The organism is Pseudomonas sp. Lb2C2, assembly GCF_052112205.1.
Classification (GTDB): domain Bacteria; phylum Pseudomonadota; class Gammaproteobacteria; order Pseudomonadales; family Pseudomonadaceae; genus Aquipseudomonas; species Aquipseudomonas kilonensis.
In genome coordinates this window covers 312,948-338,684 of record NZ_JAUTYW010000007.1, presented here as the reverse complement: position 1 = coordinate 338,684, position 25,737 = coordinate 312,948, and the positions used below count along the sequence as shown (strand labels likewise).

General features: G+C 62.0%; 22 protein-coding genes. 7 read left to right on the top strand and 15 right to left on the bottom strand.

What is annotated here, in order from left to right:
• Window positions 1-58: 58 nt before the first annotated feature.
• The 8 genes from ccoP (Q7F16_RS22600) to ccoN (Q7F16_RS22565) form a co-directional block, all read right to left on the bottom strand.
• Window positions 59-1,042, bottom strand: coding sequence for a cytochrome-c oxidase, cbb3-type subunit III (ccoP, locus tag Q7F16_RS22600; RefSeq protein ID WP_014339381.1), 984 nt, complete (start codon window positions 1,040-1,042; stop codon window positions 59-61).
• Window positions 1,039-1,224: a CcoQ/FixQ family Cbb3-type cytochrome c oxidase assembly chaperone gene (locus tag Q7F16_RS22595; RefSeq protein WP_003175465.1), complete on the bottom strand. Its 186-nt coding sequence runs from the start codon at window positions 1,222-1,224 to the stop codon at window positions 1,039-1,041. The genes ccoP (Q7F16_RS22600) and Q7F16_RS22595 overlap by 4 nt, the downstream gene beginning before the upstream one ends.
• A gap of 6 nt (window positions 1,225-1,230) precedes the next feature.
• The gene (gene ccoO, locus Q7F16_RS22590) at window positions 1,231-1,839 is read right to left on the bottom strand and encodes a cytochrome-c oxidase, cbb3-type subunit II (protein ID WP_014339380.1); all 609 of its coding nucleotides are present in this window, start codon (window positions 1,837-1,839) and stop codon (window positions 1,231-1,233) included.
• Complete coding sequence (gene ccoN, locus Q7F16_RS22585) at window positions 1,839-3,281, bottom strand: cytochrome-c oxidase, cbb3-type subunit I (RefSeq protein ID WP_014339379.1); 1,443 nt, start codon at window positions 3,279-3,281, stop codon at window positions 1,839-1,841. The genes ccoO (Q7F16_RS22590) and ccoN (Q7F16_RS22585) overlap by 1 nt, the downstream gene beginning before the upstream one ends.
• A gap of 481 nt (window positions 3,282-3,762) precedes the next feature.
• Window positions 3,763-4,716 carry a cytochrome-c oxidase, cbb3-type subunit III gene (gene ccoP / locus Q7F16_RS22580; RefSeq protein WP_014339378.1) on the bottom strand — a complete coding sequence of 318 codons (954 nt, stop codon included), beginning with the start codon at window positions 4,714-4,716 and terminating at the stop codon, window positions 3,763-3,765.
• A complete protein-coding gene (locus Q7F16_RS22575) occupies window positions 4,713-4,916 on the bottom strand; it encodes a cbb3-type cytochrome oxidase subunit 3 (protein WP_003199610.1) in 204 nt (67 codons plus the stop codon). Before Q7F16_RS22575 ends, ccoP (Q7F16_RS22580) begins: the two co-directional genes overlap by 4 nt.
• Window positions 4,917-4,919: 3 nt before the next feature.
• Entirely contained in the window at window positions 4,920-5,528 is a 609-nt protein-coding gene (gene ccoO, locus Q7F16_RS22570; protein WP_014339376.1) for a cytochrome-c oxidase, cbb3-type subunit II, read from the bottom strand.
• Window positions 5,529-5,538: 10 nt separating this feature from the next.
• A complete protein-coding gene (ccoN, locus tag Q7F16_RS22565) occupies window positions 5,539-6,963 on the bottom strand; it encodes a cytochrome-c oxidase, cbb3-type subunit I (protein WP_014339375.1) in 1,425 nt (474 codons plus the stop codon).
• Window positions 6,964-7,058: 95 nt separating this feature from the next.
• On the opposite strand from ccoN (Q7F16_RS22565), the gene Q7F16_RS22560 reads away from it, so the two are divergent.
• The gene (locus Q7F16_RS22560; protein WP_046065279.1) at window positions 7,059-7,748 is read left to right on the top strand and encodes an alpha/beta family hydrolase; all 690 of its coding nucleotides are present in this window, start codon (window positions 7,059-7,061) and stop codon (window positions 7,746-7,748) included.
• A 170-nt stretch (window positions 7,749-7,918) separates the two neighbouring features.
• Here the strand turns inward: Q7F16_RS22560 and Q7F16_RS22555 are convergent, their stop codons facing one another.
• The 3 genes from Q7F16_RS22555 to acnA form a co-directional block, all read right to left on the bottom strand.
• Window positions 7,919-9,484, bottom strand: a complete 1,566-nt coding sequence (locus Q7F16_RS22555) for a methyl-accepting chemotaxis protein (protein ID WP_079302131.1) — start codon at window positions 9,482-9,484, stop codon at window positions 7,919-7,921.
• Window positions 9,485-9,571: 87 nt separating this feature from the next.
• Window positions 9,572-10,360, bottom strand: a complete 789-nt coding sequence (locus tag Q7F16_RS22550) for a CPBP family intramembrane glutamic endopeptidase (RefSeq protein WP_186650301.1) — start codon at window positions 10,358-10,360, stop codon at window positions 9,572-9,574.
• A gap of 325 nt (window positions 10,361-10,685) precedes the next feature.
• On the bottom strand, window positions 10,686-13,427 hold the full coding sequence (gene acnA / locus Q7F16_RS22545; RefSeq protein ID WP_409556900.1) for an aconitate hydratase AcnA: 2,742 nt from the start codon (window positions 13,425-13,427) through the stop codon (window positions 10,686-10,688).
• Between the two features lie 172 nt (window positions 13,428-13,599).
• On the opposite strand from acnA, the gene rlmM reads away from it, so the two are divergent.
• A complete protein-coding gene (rlmM, locus tag Q7F16_RS22540) occupies window positions 13,600-14,673 on the top strand; it encodes a 23S rRNA (cytidine(2498)-2'-O)-methyltransferase RlmM (protein ID WP_409556899.1) in 1,074 nt (357 codons plus the stop codon).
• Window positions 14,674-14,864: 191 nt separating this feature from the next.
• On the top strand, window positions 14,865-15,116 hold the full coding sequence (tusA, locus tag Q7F16_RS22535; protein WP_014339369.1) for a sulfurtransferase TusA: 252 nt from the start codon (window positions 14,865-14,867) through the stop codon (window positions 15,114-15,116).
• Here the strand turns inward: tusA and Q7F16_RS22530 are convergent.
• The gene (locus Q7F16_RS22530) at window positions 15,113-16,516 is read right to left on the bottom strand and encodes an MATE family efflux transporter (RefSeq protein ID WP_409556898.1); all 1,404 of its coding nucleotides are present in this window, start codon (window positions 16,514-16,516) and stop codon (window positions 15,113-15,115) included. The genes tusA and Q7F16_RS22530 overlap by 4 nt on opposite strands.
• 292 nt (window positions 16,517-16,808) lie before the next feature.
• Between Q7F16_RS22530 and pdxB the strand changes: the two genes are divergently transcribed.
• Window positions 16,809-17,963, top strand: a complete 1,155-nt coding sequence (gene pdxB, locus Q7F16_RS22525) for a 4-phosphoerythronate dehydrogenase PdxB (protein ID WP_046065285.1) — start codon at window positions 16,809-16,811, stop codon at window positions 17,961-17,963.
• 120 nt (window positions 17,964-18,083) lie between these two features.
• Here the strand turns inward: pdxB and Q7F16_RS22520 are convergent, their stop codons facing one another.
• Window positions 18,084-18,263, bottom strand: coding sequence for a PA1571 family protein (locus Q7F16_RS22520; RefSeq protein ID WP_003199629.1), 180 nt, complete (start codon window positions 18,261-18,263; stop codon window positions 18,084-18,086).
• Between the two features lie 249 nt (window positions 18,264-18,512).
• Here Q7F16_RS22520 and Q7F16_RS22515 point away from each other — a divergent pair, with 249 nt between their 5' ends.
• Window positions 18,513-20,294, top strand: coding sequence for an ABC transporter transmembrane domain-containing protein (locus Q7F16_RS22515; protein WP_161798369.1), 1,782 nt, complete (start codon window positions 18,513-18,515; stop codon window positions 20,292-20,294).
• Between the two features lie 184 nt (window positions 20,295-20,478).
• On the opposite strand, the gene Q7F16_RS22510 is transcribed toward Q7F16_RS22515, so the two are convergent.
• Complete coding sequence (locus Q7F16_RS22510) at window positions 20,479-22,407, bottom strand: transglycosylase SLT domain-containing protein (RefSeq protein ID WP_409556897.1); 1,929 nt, start codon at window positions 22,405-22,407, stop codon at window positions 20,479-20,481.
• A 213-nt stretch (window positions 22,408-22,620) separates the two neighbouring features.
• Between Q7F16_RS22510 and Q7F16_RS22505 the strand changes: the two genes are divergently transcribed.
• Window positions 22,621-24,534: an ATP-binding cassette domain-containing protein gene (locus tag Q7F16_RS22505; RefSeq protein ID WP_046065288.1), complete on the top strand. Its 1,914-nt coding sequence runs from the start codon at window positions 22,621-22,623 to the stop codon at window positions 24,532-24,534.
• 202 nt (window positions 24,535-24,736) lie between these two features.
• Here Q7F16_RS22505 and Q7F16_RS22500 read toward each other — a convergent pair whose 3' ends face one another.
• Window positions 24,737-25,177 carry a universal stress protein gene (locus Q7F16_RS22500; protein ID WP_003199636.1) on the bottom strand — a complete coding sequence of 147 codons (441 nt, stop codon included), beginning with the start codon at window positions 25,175-25,177 and terminating at the stop codon, window positions 24,737-24,739.
• Between the two features lie 102 nt (window positions 25,178-25,279).
• Here Q7F16_RS22500 and Q7F16_RS22495 point away from each other — a divergent pair, with 102 nt between their 5' ends.
• Complete coding sequence (locus Q7F16_RS22495; protein WP_409556896.1) at window positions 25,280-25,717, top strand: hypothetical protein; 438 nt, start codon at window positions 25,280-25,282, stop codon at window positions 25,715-25,717.
• Window positions 25,718-25,737: the final 20 nt, after the last annotated feature.

Genomic DNA, 25,737 nt, shown 5'->3' with positions numbered 1-25,737 from the left:
TAACAAAAAGGCCCCGCCAATCAGATTGGCGGGGCCTTTGGTGTATCAGCTACTGGTCTTACTGGGCGTCAGCGGCCGGAGCCTTTTCGCCGTGAGACAGGCTGTAGACATAGGCCGCCAGCAGGTGGACCTTGTCGTTGCCTTGCAAGTCGGCCTGGGCCGGCATTTGGCCCTGGCGCCCGTAGCGGATGGTCTGCTGCAGTTGAGCGAAGCTCGAACCATAGATGAAGCCGGCCGGATGCGTCAGGTCAGGTGCGCCCATGGCAGGCGTGCCCTTGCCAGCTGGACCGTGGCAGGCCACGCAGTTGGCGGCGAACAGTTTCTGGCCGTTGGCCGGATCGGCCTTGGCGCCTTCCGGCAGCTTGCGACCGTGCAGGCTGGTCACCACGTAGGCGGAGACGTCGGCGACACCTTGCTCGCCAACCACGGCAGCCCAGCCCGGCATCACGGCGTGACGACCGCCCATGATGGTGGTCTTGATGGTTTCCGGCTCACCGCCCCAGCGCCAATCGGCGTCGGTCAGGTTAGGGAAGCCATAGGCACCCTTGGCGTCGGAACCGTGGCAGACCGAGCAGTTGGAGGCGAACAGGCGGCCACCCATCTTCAAGGCTTGCGGGTCCTTGGCGACTTCTTCAATTGGCATCGACGCGAACTTGGCGAAGATCGGACCAAACTTGGCGTCCGAACGAGCCATTTCCTTTTCCCACTCGTGAACGCCGGTCCAGCCGGTCTGGCCATTGGCAAAAGGGGTCTGCTTTTCGGTGTCCAGGTAATTATACCCTGGCAGCAGGCCTTTCCAGTTGCCCAGGCCCGGGTAGAGCACCAGGTAACCCAGGGCGAAGACAATGGTGCCCACGAACAACATGAACCACCATTTCGGCAGTGGGTTATCGTACTCTTCGATGCCATCGAACGAGTGACCAACAGTCTCGTCCGTTTGTTCGGCGCGCTGGCCCTTACGGGTCGACAGCAGCAGCCAGGTCAGGGCGAAGATCGTACCCAGGCTGAGGACTGTGACGTACAGACTCCAGAACGTAGTCATTCTTTGTTACTCCTAGAAGCTTGCTCGACGTGCTTGATGGCTTCGGGATCATCCGCGAACGGCAGCAAGGTCGCGTCTTCAAACTCCGACTTGCGCTTGGGGCTGAACACCCACAGGGCCAGACCGATAAAGGCCACCATCACGACGACAGTGCCCAGGCCGCGAATCATCCCGATATCCATAAAGAATCACCGTTTGCTTTTGATGATGGTGCCCAGGCCTTGCAGATAGGCCACCAGCGCGTCCATTTCAGTCTTGCCCTTGACGGCATCCTTGGCACCGGCGATGTCTTCGTCGGTGTAAGGCACGCCCAGGGTGCGCAGGACTTCCATTTTCTTGGCGGTGTCTTTGCCGTCGAGCTTGTTTTCTACGAGGAACGGGTAAGCCGGCATTTTCGACTCAGGCACTACGTTGCGCGGGTTGTACAGGTGCGCACGCTGCCAGTCGTCGGAGTAGCGGCCGCCAACGCGGGCCAGGTCCGGACCGGTACGCTTGGAACCCCACAGGAACGGGTGGTCCCAGACGCTTTCACCGGCGACCGAGTAGTGGCCGTAGCGTTCGGTTTCTGCGCGAAACGGACGGATCATCTGCGAGTGGCAGCCGACACAGCCGTTGGCGATGTAGACGTCGCGGCCTTCCAGCTCAAGGGCGGTGCGCGGCTTCATGCCTTCGACCGGCTTGTTGGTCACGTCCTGGAAAAACAGCGGAACGATCTGGGTCAGGCCGCCGATACTCACGGCGATGACCATGAAGAAGGCCAGCAGGCCGATATTCTTCTCTACTGTTTCGTGCTTCATCAGTGAGCTCCAACTACGGCGATCTTGGCGGCGGCTTCAGCTTCAGCCGGGTCAGAGGCACGAACGGTGCGGTACACGTTGTAGGCCATGAACAGCATGCCGCTGGCGAAGAACGCGCCGCCCAGGGCACGAACGATGAAACCAGGATGGCTGGCTTGCAGCGCTTCGACGAACGAGTAGGTCAGGGTGCCGTCGTCGTTGATTGCACGCCACATCAGGCCCTGGGTGATGCCGTTGACCCACATCGAGGCGATGTAGAGCACAGTGCCGATGGTCGCGAGCCAGAAGTGCGCGTTGATCAGGCCGGTGCTGTGCATCTGCGCACGACCGAACAGTTTCGGGATCATGTGGTAGATGGCGCCGATGGAAATCATCGCTACCCAGCCGAGCGCACCGGCATGCACGTGGCCGATGGTCCAGTCGGTGTAGTGGCTCAGGGAGTTGACGGTCTTGATGGCCATCATCGGGCCTTCGAAGGTCGACATGCCGTAGAACGCCAGCGATACCACCAAAAAGCGCAGGATCGGGTCGGTGCGCAGCTTATGCCAGGCACCCGACAGGGTCATCATGCCGTTGATCATGCCGCCCCAGCTTGGCGCCAGCAGGATGATCGACATCGCCATGCCCAGGGACTGCGCCCAATCCGGCAGTGCGGTGTAGTGCAGGTGGTGCGGACCGGCCCAGATGTACAGGGTGATCAGCGCCCAGAAGTGGACGATGGACAGGCGATAGGAATAGATCGGACGCTCGGCCTGTTTCGGCACGAAGTAGTACATCATCCCCAGGAAGCCCGTGGTCAGGAAGAAGCCCACGGCGTTGTGGCCGTACCACCACTGGATCATCGCATCGGTCGCGCCCGAGTAGGCCGAGTACGACTTGAAGAAGCTGACCGGCAGGGAGGCGTGGTTGACGATGTGCAGCATGGCGGTCACGACGATGAACGCACCGTAGAACCAGTTACCGACGTAGATGTGCTTGGTCTTGCGCTTGACGATGGTGCCGAAGAACACCAGGCCGTAGGTCACCCAGACGATGGCCAGCAGGATAGCCAGGGGCCATTCCAGTTCCGCGTATTCCTTGGTGGTGGTGAAACCCATTGGCAAGGTCACGATCGCACCCACGATGACCGCTTGCCAGCCCCAGAAGGTAAAGGCGGCGAGGCCGTCGGAGATCAGTCGCGTTTGGCAGGTTCGCTGCACGACGTAGTAAGAAGTGGCAAACAATGCACAACCACCGAAGGCGAAGATCACCAGGTTGGTGTGCAGCGGGCGCAGGCGTCCAAATGTCGTCCATGGCAGATCGAAGTTCAACTCCGGCCAGACCAGTTGCGAGGCGATGAAGACACCGAGCCCCATGCCAAGGATCCCCCAGACCACCGTCATGATGGCGAACTGGCGGACTACCTTATAGTTATAAGCAGTCGGACTGATTGCTGTGCTCATTCTAAGGTTCCACGGTTTGGGTGTTTTATTAGGATAAAAATCGGTCGCAAGTATGGAGAAAGCGGGGGGTCATTGCAACGCGCCATGACCTGGGTCAATGCTTTCCAAAGCTGATTCTGCGGCCTTTCCATGTTCCGTGTAGGGACAAAAATGGCCCACGGCAAAATGTCGCAACGAAGGAACGAGGCGAGGGGGTCAGGTCGGTTGTAACGGGGTGTGTTCAAACACAGCGTTCGGGTGATGCCAGGCAACTGTCGCAACAGCCGGTATTCACCAGCCTTTGCGGCCTTTTTGACGAACGATTGTCGAACGCATCGGGTCGGGTCGACCTGAAACCGGCAGTCGCCAGTGCACGCAAAGGCAAGCTTAGACCCGATTCAGGGGAACCGAAAGAAAGACTATGGGAGGGTGCGACAATGCGTCGCGCAGGGACACGGAGCAGCCGCATCCAGACGGATGCGGCTGTTCACGCGGTCAAGATTTATTCGCTTTTGTGTTCGGCTTGCAGGCGCTCGGCGCCGGCTGTGTGGGACAGGCTGTAGACGTAGGCGGCAAGCAGTTGCACCTTGTCGTTGCCCAGCAACTCATTCTGCGCCGGCATGTGGCCCTGGCGACCATGGCGAATGGTCTGCTGCAACTGTGCCAGGCTGGTGCCGTAGATGAAGCCGGCCGGTTGCGTCAGGTTCGGCGCGCCCATGGCTTCGGTCCCCTGGCCGGTGGCACCGTGGCAGGCAACGCAGGTGGTGTTGTAGGCCTGCTGGCCGGCTTGCAGGTCGGCACCGCTGTCTGCCGGCAGAGGCAGGCCGGCCAAGTCGTGGCGTACATACGCGGCCACGTTCTTGACCCCGGCCTCGCCCAGCACTTCGCCCCAGGCCGGCATCGCCGCCATGCGGCCACCCATGATGGTGGCCTTGATGGTGTCGGCAGCGCCGCCCCAGCGCCAGTTGCTGTCGGCCAGGTTCGGGAAGCCGAAGGCACCCTTGGCGTCCGAGCCGTGGCAGACCGAGCAGTTGGAGGCGAACAGGCGGCCACCCATCTTCAAGGCTTGTGGGTCCTTGGCTACTTCCTGCACGGGCATGGCGGCGAATTTGGCGAAGATCGGCCCGAACTTGGCGTCGGCCTTGGCCATTTCCTTTTCCCACTCATGGGCGCCGGTCCAGCCGTTGTCGTAGCCGGGCAGGATGCCTTTCCAGTTGCCCAGGCCCGGATAGAGGACCAGATAGCCGACGGAAAACACCAGGGTGCCGGCGAACAACAGGAACCACCACTGCGGCAGCGGGTTGTCGTACTCCTCGATGCCGTCGAAGCTGTGGCCCATGGTCTGGTCGACGCTGCCCTTGGTCTCGCCCTTGCGGGTGCCGATCAGCAGCCAGGTCAGACCGATGAGGCTGCCGATGGTCAGTACGCAGATCCACGTACTCCAGAAGGTGGTCATGGCCGGGTACTCCTTGTTGCAGGGTCTTGGGGGGTGGCGATGTCGGCGGGCGGCTCGTCGGCGAACGGCAGCAGGCGCGCTTCGGCGAACTCTGGACGACGTTTGCTGCTGAATACCCACAGGGTCAGGCCGATGAAGGCGATGAACACCACGACCGTGCCCAGGCCGCGGATCATTCCAGTACTCATTTCAAGAACCATGGCTCACCTCTTGCTCTTGATGGCAGTGCCGAGCACTTGCAGGTAGGCCACCAGCGCGTCCATTTCGGTCTTGCCCTTGAGCGAGGCCACGCTACCGGTGATGTCGTCGTCGGTGTACGGCACGCCCAGGGTGCGCATGGCGCGCAGCTTGCCTTCGGTGTGGCTGCTGTCCACGGCTTGGGTCACCAGCCACGGGTAGGCGGGCATTTTCGACTCGGGCACGACGTTGCGCGGGTTGTACAAGTGGGCGCGGTGCCAATCATCGGAGTAGCGCGCGCCGACCCGTGCCAGGTCCGGCCCGGTACGCTTGGAGCCCCAAAGGAATGGGTGGTCCCAGACGCTTTCGCCGGCGACGGAGTAGTGGCCGTAGCGCTCGGTCTCGGCGCGGAACGGACGAATCATCTGCGAGTGGCAGCCGACGCAGCCTTCACGGATGTAGATGTCGCGGCCTTCCAGTTGCAGCGCGGTGTAGGGCTTCATGCCGTCCACCGGTTTATTGGTCACGTCCTGGAAGAACAGCGGCACGATCTGGGTCAGGCCACCAATGCTCACGGCAAGGACCATCAGCAGCATCAGCAGGCCGACGTTTTTTTCGATTGTTTCGTGTTTCATGGTGGACTCCTCAGGCCATCTGCGCGGCAGCGGCGGCTTCGGCAGGCTGGTAGGCCCGCACGGTGCGCCAGGTGTTGTAGGCCATCAGCAGCATGCCGAGGAGGAAGATCGCCCCGCCTGCCAGCCGCACGACGAAGCCTGGGTGGCTGGCCACCAGGGTTTCGACGAAGGAGTAGGTGAGCGTGCCGTCCTCGTTCACCGCACGCCACATCAGGCCCTGGGCGATGCCGTTGACCCACATCGAGGCGATGTACAGCACGGTGCCGATGGTCGCGAGCCAGAAGTGCGCGTTGATCAGGCCGATGCTGTGCATCTGTGGCCGGCCGAAGACTTTCGGGATCATGTGGTACAGCGCACCGATGGAAATCATCGCCACCCAGCCGAGCGCGCCGGCATGCACGTGGCCGATGGTCCAGTCGGTGTAGTGGGAAAGGGCGTTGACGGTCTTGATCGCCATCATCGGACCTTCGAAGGTCGACATGCCGTAGAACGCCAGGGACACCACCAGGAACCGCAGGATCGGGTCGCTGCGCAACTTATGCCAGGCACCCGATAGGGTCATCATGCCGTTGATCATGCCGCCCCAGCTTGGCGCCAGCAGGATCAGCGACATCACCATGCCCAGGGACTGTGCCCAGTCCGGCAGCGCGGTGTAGTGCAAGTGGTGAGGGCCGGCCCAGATGTACAGGGTGATCAGCGCCCAGAAGTGCACGATGGACAAGCGATAGGAATACACCGGGCGCTCGGCCTGCTTCGGCACGAAGTAGTACATCATCCCCAGGAAGCCTGCGGTGAGGAAGAAGCCCACGGCGTTGTGGCCGTACCACCATTGCACCATCGCATCCGTGGCCCCGGCGTACACCGAGTAGGATTTGGTGAAGCTCACCGGCAGTTCCAGGTTGTTGACGATGTGCAGGATCGCCACGGTCAGGATGAACCCGCCGAAGAACCAGTTACCGACGTAGATGTGCTTGGTGTTGCGCTTGGCCACGGTGCCGAAGAACACGATGGCGTAGGCAACCCAGACGATGGTGATCAGAATATCGATCGGCCATTCCAGCTCGGCGTATTCCTTGGAACTGGTGTAGCCCAGTGGCAGGCTGATTGCCGCCAGCAGGATCACCAGTTGCCAGCCCCAGAAGCAGAACGCGGCGATTTTCGGCGCGAACAGCTGTGTCTGGCAGGTGCGTTGCACCGAATAAAACGAACTCGCAAACAACGCGCACCCGCCGAAGGCAAAGATCACTGCGTTGGTGTGCAGTGGGCGCAGGCGGCCGAAGCTGGTCCATGGCAAATCGAAGTTGAGTTGTGGCCAGACCAATTGGGCGGCGAGAAAAACCCCGAGCCCCATGCCGACGATGCCCCACACCACCGTCATAATGGCGAATTGGCGGACCACCTTGTAGTTGTAGGCGGTACTGATAGAAGTGTTCATGGTTCCCCATCCACGGTTCAGCCGAAGTAGCGCCTGCGCAAGGCAGTGCGGCGTTCTTCGCCTGGAGTTATAGGCAGACTAAAAGCGAGGTCAGCATGGACAAACAGCACAAGGCCAGTATTGACGGGGATCAATGGGCGCGATGTGTAGCCGAACACGGCTGGTTATGGACAGCCGGGCAATCGGTCGCCAGCGCCAAGGCGCCAACCCTGATCCTGGCTCATGGTGCCGGTGCGCCAATGGACAGTGGCTTTATGGAGGAAATGACCGCGCGCCTTGCCGCGCATGGTGTCAACGTGTTGCGTTTCGAGTTTCCCTACATGGCCCAGCGGCGCCTGGATGGGGGCAAGCGTCCACCCAACCCGGCCCCTAAGTTGCTGGAATGCTGGCGTGAGGTGTACGCCACGGTGCGGCCTTATGTCGCTGGGCGGCTGGCCGTGGGGGGCAAATCCATGGGCGGACGGATGGCGAGCCTGCTGGCCGATGAGCTGGGCGCCGATGCGCTGGTATGCCTGGGCTATCCCTTCTACGCGGTGGGCAAGCCGGAGAAACCGCGGGTCGAGCATCTGGCGGCGTTGAAAGCCCGGACCTTGATCGTTCAGGGCGAGCGCGATGCGTTGGGCAATCGTGAAGCGGTGCAGGGGTATGCCTTGTCACCGAGCATCGAGGTGATGTGGCTGGCGGCGGGGGATCATGATTTGAAGCCGTTGAAGGCTTCGGGATTTAGTCATGAGCAGCATCTGGAGGCTGCTGCGGGAAAGGTGGCGGCGTTTCTTCAGGATTGATAGCGTCTGTCCTGGCCTCTTCGCGAGCAGGCTCGCTCCCACAATTGGAGCGCATTTGGATGAGCGACCGAGTTTCCCTGTGGGAGCGAGCCTGCTCGCGATGGCGGCCTGCCAGGCAATAAAAAAACCCGGAAGCTTTCGCTATCCGGGTTTTCTGTATCAAGCAACGATCAGCGGTTAAACCGCTCCACCAACGAGTACTGCGTGTTGGCCGTACGGGTCAGCTCTTCGCTCAGCAGTGCCGAGCTGTGAGCCTGGCCAGAGGTCTGGTCGGCCAGCTCGGAGATATTGCTGATGTTGCGGCTGATCTCCTCGGCCACTGAGCTTTGTTCCTCGGTGGCGGCGGCGATCTGGGTGGTCATGTCGGTAATGTGCGCCACCGCTTCACTGATCCCCACCAGCGCCTCGTCTGCTTCCATGACCCGGGCCACGCCTTCTTCGGCCTGGCGATGGCCGGCGTCCATGGTCTGCACGGCGTTGGTGGCGGTCTGCTGGAGCTTGGCGATCAGGGCGTGGATCTGCCCGGTGGATTCGCTGGTGCGTTGTGCCAGTTGCCGCACTTCGTCAGCCACCACGGCAAAGCCGCGGCCCATCTCCCCGGCGCGGGCCGCTTCGATGGCGGCGTTGAGGGCCAGCAGGTTGGTCTGGTCGGCGATGCCTTTGATCACGTCTACCACGCCACCGATCTCGTCGCTGTCCTTGGCCAGCTGGGTCACGGTCTGCCCGGTCTCGCCGACCACCACCGACAGGCGCTCGATGGCTTCGCGGGTTTCGCCGGCGATGTCGCGCCCGCGGCTGGTCAGGCGATTGGCTTCCTGGGTGGCGTCGGCGGTGCGCTGCACGTGGCTGGCGACTTCCTGGGTCGTTGCCGCCATCTGGTTGACGGCCGTGGCGACCTGTTCGGTTTCCACCCGCTGGCGCTCCAGGCCGCTGGAGCTGTCATGGGCCAGGGTGTTGGACTGGCGAGCCTGATCGTTAAGGTGTTCGGCGGTGTCCTGCAGGCGGGTCAGGCAGGTTTTCAGGCGCGCTTCCTGACTGAGGATCGACATCTCCAGGCGTGCCTGGACGCCGCGGCTGTCGGTATACATCCGTGCGATCAGCGGGTCGGACGTGGTTTGCTCGGCCAGGCGCAGCAGGCGCTTGATCCCGCGTTGCTGCCATTGCAGGCCTAATAGCCCCAGCGGCACCGACAGCAGGGCGGCCAGAGCAAAGCCCCAGGAGGAATCCAGGAAAGCGCCGACGATGAAACTCAACTGGCTGACCAGGATAAACGGTAGCCAGTCCTGCAGTATGGGCACCCATTTGTCGCTACCCGGAACTGCGGACTTGCCTTGGTTGATGCGTTGATAAAGCGCCTCGGCGCGGGCGATCTGTTCGGCGGAGGGCTTGACCCGCACCGACTCGTAGCCGATCACCTGGTTGCCCTCGAACACGGGCGTGACATAGGCGTTGACCCAGTAATGGTCGCCGTTCTTGCTGCGATTCTTGACGATGCCCATCCATGGCAAGCCTTGTTTCAGCGTACCCCACATGTGCGCGAACACAGCGGATGGGACGTCGGGATGGCGCACGAGGTTGTGCGGCGAACGAATCAGTTCTTCCTTCGAATACCCGCTGATGTCAACGAACGCGTCGTTGCAGTAGGTGATCACGCCCTTGGCGTCGGTGGTCGAAATCAATCGTTGCTGGGCCGGGAAGGTCCTTTCGCGTTGTGTGACGGGCTGGTTGTTACGCATGGTGTGTAGATCCGCAAGGCTTTGAAAGGCTATGAAAGGTTGTCGGCGGTGTCAGGTTTTAATTGAGGTTATTTTTGCCTGTAGCTATCACGCCAGCATCGGGTAGGTAAATAGGGCGAAATGAAGCAGGTTGAGGAGAAAATGCGTGGCAATCGCCGCGCCCAGGCCGCCAAAACGATACGCCAGGCCGTAACCGACCCCCGCCAGGCCCGACAGCAGCACCCATTGCCAACCTGCGCCAGCATGTACCAGGCCGAACAGTAGCGAAGACAGGAGCAGCGCCAGGTTGTCGCCGTAACTCAGGTGTTTGAAGCGCCGGCTCAAGCCCCCCTGAATGTAGCCACGAAACAGCGCTTCCTCCACCAGCGTCACCAATAAAAGATTGTTGAACACCCACAACCAGGCTTGATCCGGCCATTTCGGCGCCCAGTGGATCATGCCCAGCAGCATGGCTCCGCCGAGGGCCAGCACCGCGCTCAACGCCAGGCCCAGTGCCGTGGCCCCTGCCGCCAGGCGCAATGGGCGTCGGCCGACGATCCAGGGGCAGGCCAGCAACAGCCAGAAGCCGATCAGCGGCTTGTCCTGGTTCAGGTACATGGCAAACGGCGCGGCGTCGTCGGTCAAGCGTTGCGCCGGGATCACCCGCCCGTTGAAGAAGCCGGGCATCCAGTGCAGGGCCAATGCCAGGGCCATGATCAGGAACAGGGCGTGCCCGAGAAACTGGCCTACCGGCGTTTGCTGTTGGCGAACCGCATACCCGGCAAACAGCAATAGCGCGACCGAGATGACAGCCGTCCAGGTCAAATGGCCGTAGACCAGCGCCAGACCGTAGCCTGTGGAGAGGAGGGCCAGGTGAAGCCAGGGTAAAGCGGGCATACAACATCCTTTTAGCGGAAGAGCTCGGGGCGAGAGCGGCCGTTGGGGCTTCGACGCCACCGTGTCGCGCAAAGGGCACATTTGTGTCCATGCAGGTTCATGCGCAGGAGGGGCAAGCCGTTGGCGGACTCTGTTCCGTGAGTGCCGACGGGATTATAGGCGGGCCGATACAAAAACATCGCCTGTTAAGAGGTGAATAACGGTCAGTAAGCCGCAGAACCTGTGGGAGCGAGCTTGCTCGCGATAGGGGCTTGTCAGTCAACATCGATGTTGACTGTTCTACCGCTATCGCGAGCAAGCTCGCTCCCACAGGGGGGGCTGATCTTTAGCCGGCAATCAATTGCCGCAGTACATAGTGAAGGATCCCGCCGGCCTTGAAATACTCCACTTCATTCAAGGTATCGATCCGGCACAACACTTCGATTCGCTCCTGGCTGCCGTCCTCTCGGGTGATGACCAGGGGCAGGTTCATGCGCGGCGTCAGTTCGACGTCATTGAGGCCCAGGATGTCCAGGGTTTCCTTGCCCGTAAGGTTCAGGCGCTTGCGGTTCTGGTCGAGCTTGAACTGCAATGGCAGCACGCCCATGCCCACCAGGTTGGAGCGGTGGATGCGCTCGAAGCTTTCGGCGATCACCGCCTTGACCCCCAGCAGGTTCGTGCCCTTGGCGGCCCAGTCCCGGCTCGACCCGGTGCCATATTCCTGCCCGGCAATCACCACCAGGGGCATGCCGGCGGCCTGGTACCGCATGGCGGCGTCGTAGATCGGCATTCGTTCGCCACTGGGGATGTAGATCGTGTTGCCGCCTTCTTCGCCGTCGAGCATTTCGTTGCGAATGCGGATATTGGCGAAGGTGCCGCGCATCATCACCTGGTGGTTGCCGCGCCTGGAGCCATAGGAGTTGAAGTCTCGCGGCTCCACGCCTTGTTCGCGCAGGTAGCGACCGGCCGGGCTGTCGGCCTTGATATTACCGGCCGGGGAGATGTGGTCAGTGGTCACCGAGTCTCCCAACAGGGCCAGGACCCGGGCACCCTCGACGTTCCTGACGGCCGGTGGCGGCCCGCCGATGTCGTCGAAGAAGGGCGGGTGCTGGATGTAGGTCGAGTCGTCCTGCCAGACGTAAGTCGCCGCTTGCGGCACTTCGATGGCCTGCCATTGTTCGTCACCGGCAAACACGGCAGCGTATTCCTTGTGGAACATGCTGGTGTTGACCTGGGCCACGGCGGCGGCCACTTCCTGGCTGCTGGGCCAGATGTCCCGCAGGTACACCGGCTTGCCGTCCCGATCGTTGCCCAGCGGCTCGCTGCTGATGTCGATGCGCACGGTGCCGGCCAGGGCATAGGCGACCACCAGCGGTGGCGAGGCCAGCCAGTTGGTCTTCACCAGTGGGTGCACCCGGCCTTCGAAGTTGCGGTTGCCCGACAATACCGACGCCACCGTCAGGTCGGCTTTCTGGATGGCTTTTTCGATGGGCTCCGGCAACGGCCCGGAGTTGCCGATGCAGGTGGTGCAACCATAGCCGACCAAGTCGAAACCAAGTTTATCCAGGTACTCGGTCAGGCCGGCCGCCTTGTAGTAGTCGGTGACCACCTTGGAGCCCGGGGCCAGGGAACTCTTGACCCACGGCTTGCGGGTCAGGCCCTTTTCCACGGCTTTTTTCGCCAGCAGCCCGGCGGCCATCATCACGCTGGGGTTGGAGGTGTTGGTGCACGAGGTGATAGCAGCGATTACCACCGCGCCGTTTTTCAGGCGATGGGTGTGGCCTTCGTATTCGTATTCGGCTTCGCCCACCTGATCGGCATTGCCCACCGCTACGCCACCGCCACCTTCACTTTCCAGGCGACCTTCTTCTTTGCTGGTGGGTTTGACCTGCAGCCCCAGGAAGTCGCTGAAAGCCTGGCCGACATTCGGCAGCGAGACCCGGTCCTGCGGGCGTTTGGGCCCGGCGAGGCTGGCCTCGACGCTGCCCATGTCCAGCTCCAGAGTGTCGGTGAACACCGGCTCCTGGCCGGGCAAGCGCCACAGGCCTTGGGCCTTGCAATAGGCCTCCACCAATTTCACCGTTTCCGCTGGGCGTCCCGACAGGCGCAAGTAGTCCAGGGTCACATCGTCCACCGGGAAGAAGCCGCAGGTGGCGCCGTATTCCGGCGCCATGTTGGCGATGGTGGCGCGGTCGGCCAAGGGCAGATCGGCAAGACCGTCGCCATAGAACTCGACGAACTTGCCCACCACGCCTTTCTTGCGCAGCATCTGCGTGACGGTCAGCACCAGGTCGGTGGCGGTGATGCCTTCGCGCAGTTTGCCGACGAGTTTGAAGCCGATGACCTCGGGAATCAGCATCGACACCGGCTGGCCGAGCATGGCCGCTTCCGCCTCGATCCCGCCGACGCCCCAGCCCAGCACGCCGAGGCCGTTGATCATGGTGGTGTGGGAGTCGGTGCCCACCAGGGTGTCCGGGAACGCGTAGGTGCGGCCGTCTTCCTCTTTGGTCCATACGGTGCGGCCCAGGTACTCGAGGTTGACCTGATGGCAGATGCCAGTGCCCGGCGGCACCACGCTGAAGTTGTCGAAGGCGCTCTGGCCCCAACGCAGGAAGGCGTAGCGTTCGCCGTTGCGTTGCATTTCGATGTCGACGTTCTGCTCGAACGCCTGGCTGCTGGCGAATTTGTCCACCATCACCGAGTGGTCGATCACCAGGTCCACCGGCGACAGCGGGTTGATGCGCTGGGGATCGCCGCCGGCCTTTTCCATGGCGGCGCGCATGGCGGCCAGGTCGACCACGGCGGGGACGCCAGTGAAGTCTTGCATCAACACCCGTGCCGGGCGGTATTGAATCTCGCGGTCGGAACGGCGCTCCTTGAGCCAACCGGCCAGGGCCTTGAGGTCGGTGCCGGTGACGGTTTTTTCATCTTCCCAGCGCAGCAGGTTTTCCAGCAGCACCTTCAACGACATGGGCAGTTTGTCCAGGTCACCCAGGCTTCGGGCGGCATCCGGCAGGCTGAAGTAGTGGTAGGTCCTGGCGTCGACTTGCAGTGTTTTAAGGGTTTTCAGGCTATCGAGGGACGGCATTGAAATCACTCCTTTGAGTCCGCACGGCTACGGACTGACGGAACGGACAGAGCCTTTAACCTAGCCCTGTTTTGAGCGTATGACTAATCACTGGACTCTATGGACAGGTTCGCGGTTCCGAACTCCGCTATCATGCGGCGGTTTTCGTGACAGGCTTTGCTACGGAGTTTCAATGAACACGCTTTTCATGCACTGCCGGCCGGGCTTCGAAGGCGAGGTCTGTTCCGAGATCGCCGAACACGCGGCCCGGCTCAACGTAGCCGGCTACGCCAAGGCCAAACCAGCCAGTGCCTGCGCTGAATTTGTCTGCACCGAAGACGACGGCGCCGAGCGGCTGATGGGCGGCCAGCGTTTCGCCGAATTGATTTTCCCGCGCCAGTGGGCGCGCGGTACCTTCATCGATTTGCCGGAAACCGATCGCATCAGCGTCATCCTGGCCCACATGGCCGCTTTCCCGACCTGTGGCAGCCTGTGGCTGGAAGTGGTGGATACCAACGACGGCAAGGAACTGTCGAACTTCTGCAAAAAGTTCGAAGGCCCGTTGCGCAAGGCGCTGATTGGCGCCGGCAAGCTGGTGGACGACCCGCGCAAGCCGCGCCTGCTGCTGACCTTCAAGAGTGGCCGCGAAGTGTTCCTGGGCCTGGCCGAATCCGATAACTCGGCGATGTGGCCCATGGGCATTCCCCGCCTGAAGTTTCCCCGGGAAGCGCCGAGCCGTTCCACCCTCAAGCTTGAAGAGGCCTGGCACCATTTCATTCCCCGGGACCAGTGGGACGAGCGGCTGCACAGCGACATGACCGGCGTGGACCTCGGCGCCGCGCCGGGCGGCTGGACCTGGCAGCTGGTCAACCGGGGCATGCTGGTGACCGCCATCGACAATGGCCCGATGGCCGAAAGCCTGATGGACACCGGACTGGTGCAGCATCTGATGGCAGACGGCTTCACGTTCAAGCCCAAGCAGCCGGTGGACTGGATGGTCTGCGATATCGTCGAGAAACCGGCACGCAACGCGGCGATGCTGGGAGAGTGGATTGGCGAAGGGCATTGCCGCGAGGCCGTGGTCAACCTCAAGCTGCCGATGAAACAGCGCTATGCCGAGGTCAAGCGCCTGCTCGAGCGCATCGCCGAGGGTTTCAAGGCTCGGGGGATCAAGGTCGAGATCGGTTGCAAGCAGCTGTACCACGATCGCGAGGAAGTGACGTGCCATCTGCGGCGGTTGGACACCAAAAAGCCGAAGTCCCGCTAGTCCCTTAGAGCCAATGAAATCCCCTGTGGGAGCGAGCTTGCTCGCGATGGCGTCGGCACATTCAACATTGATGCAAGCTGACCCACCGCCATCGCGAGCAAGCTCGCTCCCACATTAGGGTACGGCGTTAAGCCAGGGGTGACCGAACGCCGACATTGCGCGACAATGCCGGCCAGCTTCAGGAGTAGAACATGAGTGAAATGAACGATACGCCGGTGGACGGCACGCTGGATGCCACGGGCCTCAATTGCCCGGAACCGGTGATGATGCTGCACCAGCACATTCGCGACCTGGTCCCCGGCGGGCTACTGAAAGTGATCGCCACCGACCCCTCGACTCGCCGCGACATCCCCAAGTTTTGCGTGTTTCTGGACCACGAACTGGTGGCGCAGCAGGAGGAAGCGGGCACATACCTCTACTGGATCCGCAAGAAACTCGCTTAATCCGTCGAGCGATTGAGGCGGATCTGCTTGCGCGCGCTGCGTGCCAGGCGGATCGACAGCATCAGCGCCGCGCAGCTCAAGCCCACGATCAGGCCTTGCCACAACCCGCTCGGGCCGCTGGCCGCGCCGAGCCAGTCGGTCAGGCCCAGGGCGTAACCCACCGGCAGGCCGATGCCCCAATAGGCGAACAGGGTCAGGATCATCGTCACCCGAGTGTCCTGGAAGCCGCGCAATGCGCCCGCCGCCGTGACCTGGATCGCATCGGAAAACTGGAACAGCGCCGCGTAGACGATCAGCATCGAGGCCACGTCGATCACCACTGGATCGGCGGTATAGATCGCCGCGATGGGCCCGCGCAGTGCGAACATCAGGCTTGCCGACAGGCAGGCATACGCCAAGGCCGTGCCCATACCCACCCCGGCGGCGAAGCGTGCTTCGCGCGGCTGACGACGGCCCAGGGCCTGGCCGACCCGCACCGTGACGGCCATGCCCAGGGAGTAGGGGATCATGAACACCAGGGAGCTGAAGTTCAGTGCGATCTGGTGCCCGGCCACCACGGTGGCGCCGAGGCTGCCGATCAGCAGGGCGATCACTGCAAAAATACTCGACTCGGCGAACACCGCGATGCCAATCGGCAGGCCGATGCCCAGCAGGCGCTTGATGACGGCCCATTGCGGCCAGTTGAAACGGCTGAACAACCGGCTCGACTGATAGGCCGGCGCCCACCGGGCCCAACCGGCCATGCCCAGGGCCATGACCCACATCACGATGGCCGTGGCCCAGCCACAACCGACGCCGCCCATGGCGGGCACGCCCAGGTGCCCGTAGATGAAGATGTAATTGAGCGGAATGTTCAGCGCCAGCCCACACAGCCCCAACACCATCGCCGGCCGCGTGCGACCCAGGCCATCGCTGAAGCAGCGCAGTACGTGATACAGCGCCACCGCCGGCAAGCCTGTGCCGATGCCCCGCAGGTATTCCATGCACGGACCGATCAGTTCAGGATCGACGTTCATGATGTGCAGGATCGGTTCGGCGCTGAACAGCGCCAGCGTCGCGATCAACCCCACCACCAATGCCAACCACAGCGCCTGGCGCACCAGCGGCCCGATCTCGTCGAACGTACCGGCACCGAAGCGCTGGGCAACTTTCGGCGTGGTCGCCAGCAATGTGCCGGTCATCAGCAGGAACACCGGCACCCAGATCGAGTTGCCCAGGGCCACGGCCGCGAGGTCCCGTGGGCCGACCCGACCGGCCATCACCGCATCGACAAAACCCATGGCGGTGGTTGCCAGTTGCGCCACCATGATCGGCAGGGCCAGGGCCAGCAAGGTCCTGAGTTCGAGGCGAACGCGGGCCGGGCGGGAGAGGGTGATGGGGGTATCGATGACAGGGTTCACAGGGAAAGCGTCCGAAAAGGTTAAGCGCAAGGCGGCGAATTCTACGCCTTGACACAGTGGTCAGGAAAAAACCTGTGTTGTGGATTTGTAATCGTCAACGTCTGCCCGGGTAGTTTCTGTGGCGAGGGAGCTTGCTCCCGCTGGACTGCGAAGCAGGCCCCAAAAGCTGGCGGCTGCTTCGCACCCGAGCGGGAGCAAGCTCCCTCGCCACAAACGCGCTCACTGAAGCAATGGGCTGGCCCATCGAGGCGAGGAACGCCTACACTGCCCCTCCCGCCAAAGGAGCTCTGCCATGCTGATCGTCGCCGACGAAAACATCCCCCTGCTCGATGCGTTTTTCCAAGGGTTCGGCGAAATCCGCCGGGTACCGGGGCGGGGGATCGACCGGACGATGGTCGAGCACGCCGATGTGTTGCTGGTGCGTTCGGTCAGCCAGGTCAATCGGGCCCTGCTGGAAGGCAGCAAGGTGCGCTTTGTCGGCACCTGCACCATCGGCACCGATCACCTGGACCTGGATTATTTCGCTGAGGCCGGTATCCGCTGGGCCAGCGCGCCGGGCTGCAATGCCCGTGGTGTGGTGGACTATGTGCTGGGCAGCCTGATGACCCTGGCAGAAATCGAAGGCGCACAACTCGAGCAACGAACCTTCGGCGTGGTCGGCGCAGGCCAGGTGGGCGGGCGGTTGATCGAGGTGCTCAAGGGGCTGGGCTGGACCGTAAAGGTCTGCGATCCGCCGCGTCAGGCCGCCGAGGGGGGCGACTATGTGAGCCTGGAGCAGATCATCGAACAGTGCGATGTGATCAGCCTGCACACACCGTTGACCCGCGACGGTGAGCAATCGACCTGGCACCTGTTCGACGAGGCGCGCCTGAACCAGCTCAAACCTGGGACCTGGCTGATCAACGCGGCCCGCGGCCCGGTGATCGACAACGCCGCGCTACGCGAAGTGTTGCTGGAGCGCGAAGACCTGCAGGCGGTGCTGGATGTCTGGGAGCAGGAACCCACCGTGGATGTGGATCTGGCCGATTTGTGCGTGATCGCCACCCCGCATATTGCCGGTTACAGCCTCGATGGCCGCCAGCGCGGCACCGCCCAGATCTACCAGGCCTTGTGCGCTTTCCTGGAACAGCCGGTTGAAGTCAGCCTCAGCGACCTGTTGCCTCGGCCTTGGCTCGGTGGCATCACCCTGGATGCCGCAACCGACCCGGCCTGGGCCTTGGCGGCGTTGTGCCGGAGCGTGTACGACCCCCGTGGCGACGACGCGAACTTTCGCCGCAGCCTGGTGGGCACGGTCAGCGAGCAACGCAGCGCGTTCGATGCCTTGCGCAAGCATTATCCACCACGGCGCGAAATCGACAGCCTGAAGGTTCGTATCGAAGGGCAGTCGGTGGCCTTGCAACAGATCGTGACAGCGCTGGGTTGTGGGAGCAAAGCTTGCTCGCGATGAACGATGACGCGGTCAGGGGACCGAGGTGCCTGCATCGCGGGCAAGCCTTGCTCCCACAACCTTTCTCGCAGGCATAAAAAACCCGACATCAAGGTCGGGTCCAATTGAAGACGGGCTGTATCACTTTTGTTCGGCAGGCTTGACCAGGCGTTTTTCCAGCTCGCTGCAGGCTTTCTGGATCATGTCTTCGGTGATCGGTACTTCGCGCCCTTGGGCATCGATGAACGAGCAGCCCAGAGACTGGTCCGGTTGCGTGCGGATTACTTGAATCTTGTCGTCGCTGCTGTGTTGCAAGGACATGGCCTGTCTCCTCATCAGGTTGTGTGCTTACTTTAATGTCGCCAGGTGACCGAGCCATGACACTCCTTGTAGGTTCATGGCGACACCTCCACTCAATCAGAAACATAGTTGCGTTTCCAGCCAGACTTTAGACCGATAACATCTAGCCTCTAGTCGTTGTGGTCATATTTAACCCGACTCATTCTGATTCAATTTGGTTCCGCTACGCTTTGGCGTCGCTGGCCGGCCTTTTTCCTGCTGCATTATCGGATGCCCTTGATGCTTTCTTCCCGACATCGCCGTGCCATACGCCTGGCCAGCGGCTTCATCGCCCCTTACCGCAAACAGGTCGCCGGCGCCTTGCTGGCCCTGATTGTCACCGCCGGTATTACCTTGTCCATGGGCCAAGGCATCCGGTTGCTGGTGGACCAGGGCTTCATGACCCGCTCACCGCACCTGCTCAATCAATCCATCGGCCTGTTCATGGTGCTGGTGGTGGGGCTGGCGATCGGTACGTTTGCACGTTTTTACCTGGTGTCCTGGATCGGCGAGCGGGTGGTGGCCGATATCCGGCGGCAGGTCTTCAACCATCTGGTGTACTTGCACCCCGGTTTCTACGAAAACAACCGCAGTTCGGAAATCCAGTCACGGCTGACCACTGATACGACTTTGCTGCAATCGGTGATCGGTTCGTCGCTGTCGTTGTTTTTGCGCAACGCCTTGATGGTGGTGGGCGGTATCGTGCTGCTGTTCATCACCAATCCCAAGCTGACCAGTATCGTGGTGATTGCCTTGCCGCTGGTATTGGCGCCGATCCTGATCTTCGGTCGTCGAGTGCGCAGCTTGTCGCGTGAGAGCCAGGACCGTGTTGCCGACGTTGGCAGCTACGTCTCCGAAACCCTCGGCCAGATCAAGACCGTGCAGGCCTACAATCATCAGGTCCAGGACGAACAACGTTTCTCCGTGACGGTGGAGCAGGCCTTCGACACCGCCCGCAAGCGCATTGCCCAGCGGGCCTGGCTGATCACCCTGGTGATCGTGCTGGTGCTGGGCGCGGTGGGGGTGATGCTCTGGGTCGGCGGCATGGATGTGATCGCCGGGCGGATTTCCGGTGGTGAGCTGGCGGCATTCGTGTTCTACAGCCTGATCGTCGGCAGTGCCTTCGGCACGCTGAGCGAAGTGATCGGCGAGCTGCAACGGGCGGCGGGTGCGGCAGAGCGCATTGCCGAGTTACTGCGGTCGGAGAACATTATCCAGCCGCCGGCTTCAGGCCTTGTCACCTTGCCGGAGCGGGTCCGGGGCGATCTGCGCCTCGAAGGTGTGCGTTTTTCCTATCCCTCCCGGCCGGACAGTTATGCGGTCGACGGTCTCGACCTGACTATCAAGGCCGGCGAGACCCTGGCCCTGGTCGGGCCTTCCGGTGCGGGCAAGTCAACGGTGTATGACCTGTTGCTGCGCTTCTACGATCCGGTGCAAGGGCAGATCCTGATCGACGACGTGCCGTTGACTCGCCTCGATCCGCTGGACCTGCGCCGCCACTTCGCTCTGGTTTCACAAAACCCGGCGCTGTTTTTCGGCACGGTCGAAGAGAACATCCGCTACGGCAACCCCGGCGCAACGTCCGAGCAGGTGCGTGAGGCCGCGCAGATTGCCCACGCCCACGACTTCATCGAAAAAATGCCCGACGGCTACCAGACCCACCTGGGCGACGGTGGCCTGGGCCTGTCCGGCGGCCAGCGCCAACGCCTGGCCATCGCCCGGGCGTTGCTGGTGGACGCGCCGATCCTGCTGCTGGACGAAGCCACCAGCGCCCTCGATGCGCAAAGCGAACACCTGATCCAGCAAGCCCTGCCCAACCTGATGAAAAACCGCACGACCCTGGTCATCGCCCACCGCCTGGCCACGGTGAAAAACGCTGATCGGATCGCGGTGATGGACCAGGGCAAGGTGGTTGCGGTGGGCACTCACCAGGAGCTGGTTGCCAGCAATGCGCTGTACGCGCGGTTGGCGGCGTTGCAGTTCAATGTGGGGTTGGAGACGGCAACCGACTAAGTATGGTCCCTTGTGGGAGCGAGCTTGCTCGCGATAGCGTTGAGCCAGCTTGCATCCATGTTGAAGGTGCCACCGCCATCGCGAGCAAGCTCGCTCCCACAGGGTTCAGCAAGCGAGCAAAAAGAAATGCCCGCATCTTTCGATGCGGGCATTTTTTCTTCTCAGGAACAGCTTCCGCTAATAATCACTGATCATCGAAATAGCGCTCATGCCAATCCACCAGCGGTTGCGGCGAGTTGAGTTTCTGGCCGTAGATCACCGAGTACGACAACACGTTCTGCACATATTGGCGGGTTTCGTCGAAAGGAATGCTTTCGACCCAGACGTCGAAGCTCAAGTGGTCGGCGCCGCGCAGCCACTGGCGCACGCGACCGGGGCCGGCGTTGTAGGCCGCCGAAGCCAGGACGCGGTTGCCGTTGAACTGGCTGTGAACCTGGCTCAGGTAGGCTGCGCCCAACTGGATGTTCTTGTCCGGGTTCAGCACTTGCTGAGGTGAAGCCAGGGGAATGCTGAACTTGCGCGCGGTTTCCTTGGCGGTGCCAGGCATCAGTTGCATCAGGCCGGCGGCACCGACGCCGGAGCGGGCGTCGTCCATGAAGGCGCTTTCCTGGCGAGTGATCGCGAACACCCAGCTCGAGTGCAGGCCACGGACTTTGGCTTCGCGCACCAGGGTGTCGCGGTGGGCCATGGGGAAGCGGATGTCCAGGTCGTCCCAGTACTTGGCCTGGCTGATGGTGCGAATGGCGGGGAAGTACCACTTCAGGTCGTAGGCCAGTTTGGCCTGGGCAACCATTTCGTCCCGGTTGAAATGACGGCTGACGTGATACCACTCGCGGCGTCCGTCAACAATGTCTCCGCGGGCATGGAATTCCAGCGCCCGACGCACACCGGGTGTGTTGCGCACCTTGTTGATCAGTGCCTGGCTCATCACCAGCGGCTTGTTGATGAGCGAGTACGGCGACTGGGAGCGGTCGGCGGCCAGGAAGCCATAGAAGTCCCGTTCACGGGCCAGGTGCTTGTAGAGCGCCGCTGCCTCGGGATTCTGTGGCTGCGCCAGCTCCAGCGTGCGGGCTTGCCAGTACCGCCAGCGGTTGGTGCTGGCCAGCGACTCGGGCAGGCGGCGGGTCAGTTGGTAGGCGTCGTCCCAGCGGGCCAGGCGTAGCAGCAGGCGCAAGCGCCACTCCGAAACGGTGTCATCGCGCAGTTCCGGGTCGTATTTCGTCATCACGTCCAAGGCCCGGCTGTCAAAGCGCTTGGCCAGGGTCAGGCCGATTTCCCGGGCAATCGCGACTTTTTCATCTCGGGAAAAGTGCATGGTGCTGGCGTAGCCATCCAGCAGTGCCATGGCTTTTTCCGGATCCTGGCGGGCCAGGCGACGCAGGCCAAGGCTGACGATATCGGACATCGGTTCATCGGCCGGACTGAAGCGCGACGGCTGGTTGAGCAACTCGGGCTTCTGCGCCACGTCCACCAGCAACTTGCCACGGGGGGCAAGGGTGGTCAGGCCGCTGACCAGGCTGTTGGCCAGCGGGTAGTTGCGGGCCTGGGCCGCCAATTTGGTGCGCTCCCAGCGTTTCTGTTCGGTCAACTGGCCCTGGGAGGCCCATAGGCCGAACAGTGCATCGCAGGCCTGGGGTTGGGACTTGCCGGAGAGCCACAATTTTTCGGTATTGGCATAACCTTCGGCTTTCAAGCCGTGACTGAGCTGGTACTGGGCGTTAAGGCAGTCCAGTTCGGTGAAATTGAGCTTGGGGTCGTAATACTTGACGAAGGTCGCCCAGTCGCCGCGCTCGCTCAACCAGCGCAACCAGCGCAACTTCATCCAGTTGGCCTGGGGCAGGTCGCCATGCTCGGCGAGGAATTTCTCGATTTCGGCGTTGCTGGCGCTCTTGAGGCGAGCGGTCAACTCGTCATAGGCCAGGTACGGCTCCAGCGGATAATCGCGCAGGGCCTGGCTGTAGCGGAAGTAGGGGCCGGAATCACCCTTGGCCAAGGCACGCTTGGCCTCGTTGTAATATTGGCGTTGAGTGGAGATATCCACCGCCTGCGCGGATTGAACGGCAGTGGCACATACAAAAAGACACGATACAACACTGAAAAGGCGACTGCGCATGAGACGTCCGGGCATAAAAAACATGACAAGCCCACGGGAAAACCCAGGGTAACTGTCTGTAGCTTAGCCTTTTGCCAGCAGCCGGCGAAAGCTTTGCGGGGTCGTCGGTGCAAGTTCGCAACATTTGTTATGCAGAGTGCTTCGGTGGCGAAATTGGCGGACCCCTGGGGCCTCATCTCAGGTAGAATGCGCGCCCGGTTTTTGGAGAAGCTCATGACCCTGCTCAAATTCAGCGATGTGTCCCTTGCTTTCGGCGCTATGCCGTTGTTGGACAAGGTGTCCTGGCAGATCGCCCGTGGTGAGCGGGTGTGCATCATCGGCCGCAACGGCACTGGCAAATCCAGCATGATGAAGCTGGTCAAGGGCGATCAAAAGCCCGATGACGGCTCGGTCTGGCGCGCGCCAGGCCTTAAAATCGGTGAATTGCCCCAGGAACTGCCGGTGGCCGACGAGCGGACCGTGTTCGACGTGGTTGCCGAAGGCCTGGACGGTGTCGGCGCGCTGTTGGCCGAGTATCACCACCTGAGCCAGAACATCGTCACCGATGCTGACCTGGACAAGTTGATGCACGTGCAGCACGACCTTGAAGCCCGTGACGGCTGGCGTCTGCAGCAACTGGTCGACAGCACCCTGAGCCGCCTGCAATTGCCGGCCGACAAGACCCTCGCCGAGTTGTCCGGTGGTTGGCGTCGCCGCGTCCTGCTGGCCCAGGCCCTGGTCTCCGAGCCGGATCTGCTGCTGCTCGACGAACCGACCAACCACCTGGACATCGGCGCCATCGCCTGGCTTGAAGAAGCCCTGAAAGACTTCCAGGGGGCGGTGTTGTTCATCACCCACGACCGTTCCTTCCTGCAAAATCTGGCGACGCGCATCCTCGAGCTGGACCGTGGCGGCCTGATCGACTGGAACGGCGACTACGCCAGTTTCCTGGTGCACAAGGAAGCGGCGCTGGCGGCGGAAGAAACCGCTAACGCGCTATTCGATAAAAAACTGGCCCAGGAAGAAGTCTGGATTCGCCAGGGCATCAAGGCTCGTCGCACCCGCAACGAAGGCCGTGTGCGGGCGCTCAAAGCCTTGCGCATGGAACGCAGTGAACGTCGCGAGCGCACCGGCAAGGCCAACATTCAGTTGGATACCGCTGACAAGTCCGGCAAGCAGGTGATGGTCCTTGAGAACGTAAGTTTCGCGCACCCGGGCGGCCCGTTCCTGATCAAGGACTTCTCCATGGTGCTGCAGCGTGGTGATCGCATCGGCCTGCTGGGCGCCAACGGCACCGGCAAGACGACCTTGCTCAAGCTGATGCTTGGTGGTCTGGTGCCGACCAATGGCAAGGTGGAGGAGGGCACGAAGATCGACGTTGCCTACTTTGACCAGTTGCGTCATCAGCTGGACCTGGAAAAAACCGTGATCGACAACGTGGCCGAAGGTCGCGATTTCATCGACATCGATGGTCAGAGCCGCCATGTGTTGAGCTACCTCGGCGATTTCCTGTTCAGCCCCCAGCGTGCCCGCACGCCGGTCAAGGCGCTGTCGGGTGGCGAGCGTGCCCGTCTGTTGCTGGCCAAGTTGTTTAGCAAGCCGGCGAACCTGCTGGTGCTTGACGAACCGACCAACGACCTGGACGTGGAAACCCTGGAGTTGCTGGAAGAGGTGTTGCTGACCTTCAACGGCACCGTGCTGATGGTCAGTCACGACCGGGCATTCCTCGACAACGTGGTCACCAGCACCCTGGTGTTCGAGGGCGAAGGCCTGGTGCGTGAATACGTCGGTGGTTATCAGGACTGGCTGCGTCAGGGCGGCTCGCCGCGTCTGCTGGGGGTAACCGAGAGCAAGTCCGGCAAGGCCGACCTGAATTCGGCGGTGGTCAAGGCCGAGCCAGCCCCGGTAGCCGCGGCAGCGGCACCGGCCAAGAAAAAACTCAGCTACAAGCTGCAGCGCGAGCTGGAGGCGTTGCCGGGTGATATCGACGCGAAGGAACAGCAGATTGCCGCCGTGGAGGCCGAGATGGCTGACGCCAGCTTCTACCAGCGGCCAGCGGCCGAAACCGCCAAGGTGATCGCGCACCTGGAGCAGTTGCAGGCCGAGCTGGACGCACTGGTCGAGCGTTGGGCTGAACTGGACGCTTGATCCGCTGTTGAAAAAAATCCCGGAATTCAGCAATGAACGCCGGGATTTCTATTTGAAACGCTATTCCCCTGTAGGGGTGAGCCTGTGGGAGCAAAGCTTGCTCGCGATGAAGGCATCTCGGTCTGTCGAATGACCGCGTTATCGTTCATCGCGAGCAAGCTTTGCTCCCACAGGCTCGCTCCCACAAGGTCAGGGTCTGGGGTTATGTGCGCTTGACCAAATGTACCGCCAGCACATCGCAAGGCGCGCCATGCAGCACGTCGTTGGCGGTCGAGCCCAGCAACAGCGCCAGGCCGTGGCGACCATGGCTGCCGACCACAATCAGGTCGCAACCCTGTTCCTTGGCCAGGTGATGGATCTCCTGGCGCGGCTGGCCGTAGGTCAGGTGGCTGAATTCCTTCTTCAGGGCAGGGTATTTCACGATCAGTCGGTCAAGGCGCTCCTTGGCCTGGTCAAATTGTTGCTGCTGCAACTGGGAAAGGTCCATGGGCACGTCGCCGCCGAAGGCCATGGCCATCGGTTCGACGATATGCACCAGCGACAGCTTGGTGTCCCGGCTTTCGCAAAGGGCGAGGGCGCGCTTGACGACCGGATCGCATTCTTCAGTGAGGTCGACGGCGACCAGAACGTGTTCGTAGTACATGGAAAGCACTCCAGAGAATTGCGATACGGTAAGTATGGCTGGTTTCAAGCGCATTGACGGCGACGTGGCTCAATGGGCTCATCAGAATTCGGGAGTACGAATATGACGGTCTGGATAGTGGTGTCAATCCTGTTGGTGGTGTTAAGTCCGCTGGCATGGTTGCGGCCGTCCCGTGTTCAGAGCGGTCGCATGGCCCTGCGCATGGAGGCGCGACGCCTGGGCCTGGCCATGCAGCTGGCGCCGCAGGAGTGGCCGCACTGGCTCGGCCAGCAGCCGCCAAACCCCTGTGCCCAGTACCATCGGCCCCGGCGCGGCAAGGAACCGGCGGTCTGGAGCTATTGGCAGACGGCGCCAGGCGTCTGGGTCAACCAATGGCGGGAAGTCTGCCAGGATGAGTCCCTGCTCAATCATTTCGAAAAATTGCCGGCCAATGTCTACAAAGTCGAAGCCGACCGGCAAATGATTGCCTTGTACTGGGGCGAGAAGGGCGAAGCGACTGTTTTGCAAGATATTTGCACGGTGCTCAAGGCGCTGGCCTGAGGCATAAAAAAGCCCGACAG

Excerpts from the sequence above, each read along its gene's own strand:
- ccoP (WP_014339381.1), bottom strand. The coding sequence starts at position 1,042 with ATGACTACGTTCTGGAGTCTGTACGTCACAGTCCTCAGCCTGGGTACG.
- Q7F16_RS22595 (WP_003175465.1), bottom strand. The coding sequence starts at position 1,224 with ATGGATATCGGGATGATTCGCGGCCTGGGCACTGTCGTCGTGATGGTG.
- ccoO (WP_014339380.1), bottom strand. The coding sequence starts at position 1,839 with ATGAAGCACGAAACAGTAGAGAAGAATATCGGCCTGCTGGCCTTCTTC.
- ccoN (WP_014339379.1), bottom strand. The coding sequence starts at position 3,281 with ATGAGCACAGCAATCAGTCCGACTGCTTATAACTATAAGGTAGTCCGC.
- ccoP (WP_014339378.1), bottom strand. The coding sequence starts at position 4,716 with ATGACCACCTTCTGGAGTACGTGGATCTGCGTACTGACCATCGGCAGC.
- Q7F16_RS22575 (WP_003199610.1), bottom strand. The coding sequence starts at position 4,916 with ATGGTTCTTGAAATGAGTACTGGAATGATCCGCGGCCTGGGCACGGTC.
- ccoO (WP_014339376.1), bottom strand. The coding sequence starts at position 5,528 with ATGAAACACGAAACAATCGAAAAAAACGTCGGCCTGCTGATGCTGCTG.
- ccoN (WP_014339375.1), bottom strand. The coding sequence starts at position 6,963 with ATGAACACTTCTATCAGTACCGCCTACAACTACAAGGTGGTCCGCCAA.
- Q7F16_RS22560 (WP_046065279.1), top strand. The coding sequence starts at position 7,059 with ATGGACAAACAGCACAAGGCCAGTATTGACGGGGATCAATGGGCGCGA.
- Q7F16_RS22555 (WP_079302131.1), bottom strand. The coding sequence starts at position 9,484 with ATGCGTAACAACCAGCCCGTCACACAACGCGAAAGGACCTTCCCGGCC.
- Q7F16_RS22550 (WP_186650301.1), bottom strand. The coding sequence starts at position 10,360 with ATGCCCGCTTTACCCTGGCTTCACCTGGCCCTCCTCTCCACAGGCTAC.
- acnA (WP_409556900.1), bottom strand. The coding sequence starts at position 13,427 with ATGCCGTCCCTCGATAGCCTGAAAACCCTTAAAACACTGCAAGTCGAC.
- rlmM (WP_409556899.1), top strand. The coding sequence starts at position 13,600 with ATGAACACGCTTTTCATGCACTGCCGGCCGGGCTTCGAAGGCGAGGTC.
- tusA (WP_014339369.1), top strand. The coding sequence starts at position 14,865 with ATGAGTGAAATGAACGATACGCCGGTGGACGGCACGCTGGATGCCACG.
- pdxB (WP_046065285.1), top strand. The coding sequence starts at position 16,809 with ATGCTGATCGTCGCCGACGAAAACATCCCCCTGCTCGATGCGTTTTTC.
- Q7F16_RS22520 (WP_003199629.1), bottom strand. The coding sequence starts at position 18,263 with ATGTCCTTGCAACACAGCAGCGACGACAAGATTCAAGTAATCCGCACG.
- Q7F16_RS22515 (WP_161798369.1), top strand. The coding sequence starts at position 18,513 with ATGCCCTTGATGCTTTCTTCCCGACATCGCCGTGCCATACGCCTGGCC.
- Q7F16_RS22510 (WP_409556897.1), bottom strand. The coding sequence starts at position 22,407 with ATGCGCAGTCGCCTTTTCAGTGTTGTATCGTGTCTTTTTGTATGTGCC.
- Q7F16_RS22505 (WP_046065288.1), top strand. The coding sequence starts at position 22,621 with ATGACCCTGCTCAAATTCAGCGATGTGTCCCTTGCTTTCGGCGCTATG.
- Q7F16_RS22500 (WP_003199636.1), bottom strand. The coding sequence starts at position 25,177 with ATGTACTACGAACACGTTCTGGTCGCCGTCGACCTCACTGAAGAATGC.
- Q7F16_RS22495 (WP_409556896.1), top strand. The coding sequence starts at position 25,280 with ATGACGGTCTGGATAGTGGTGTCAATCCTGTTGGTGGTGTTAAGTCCG.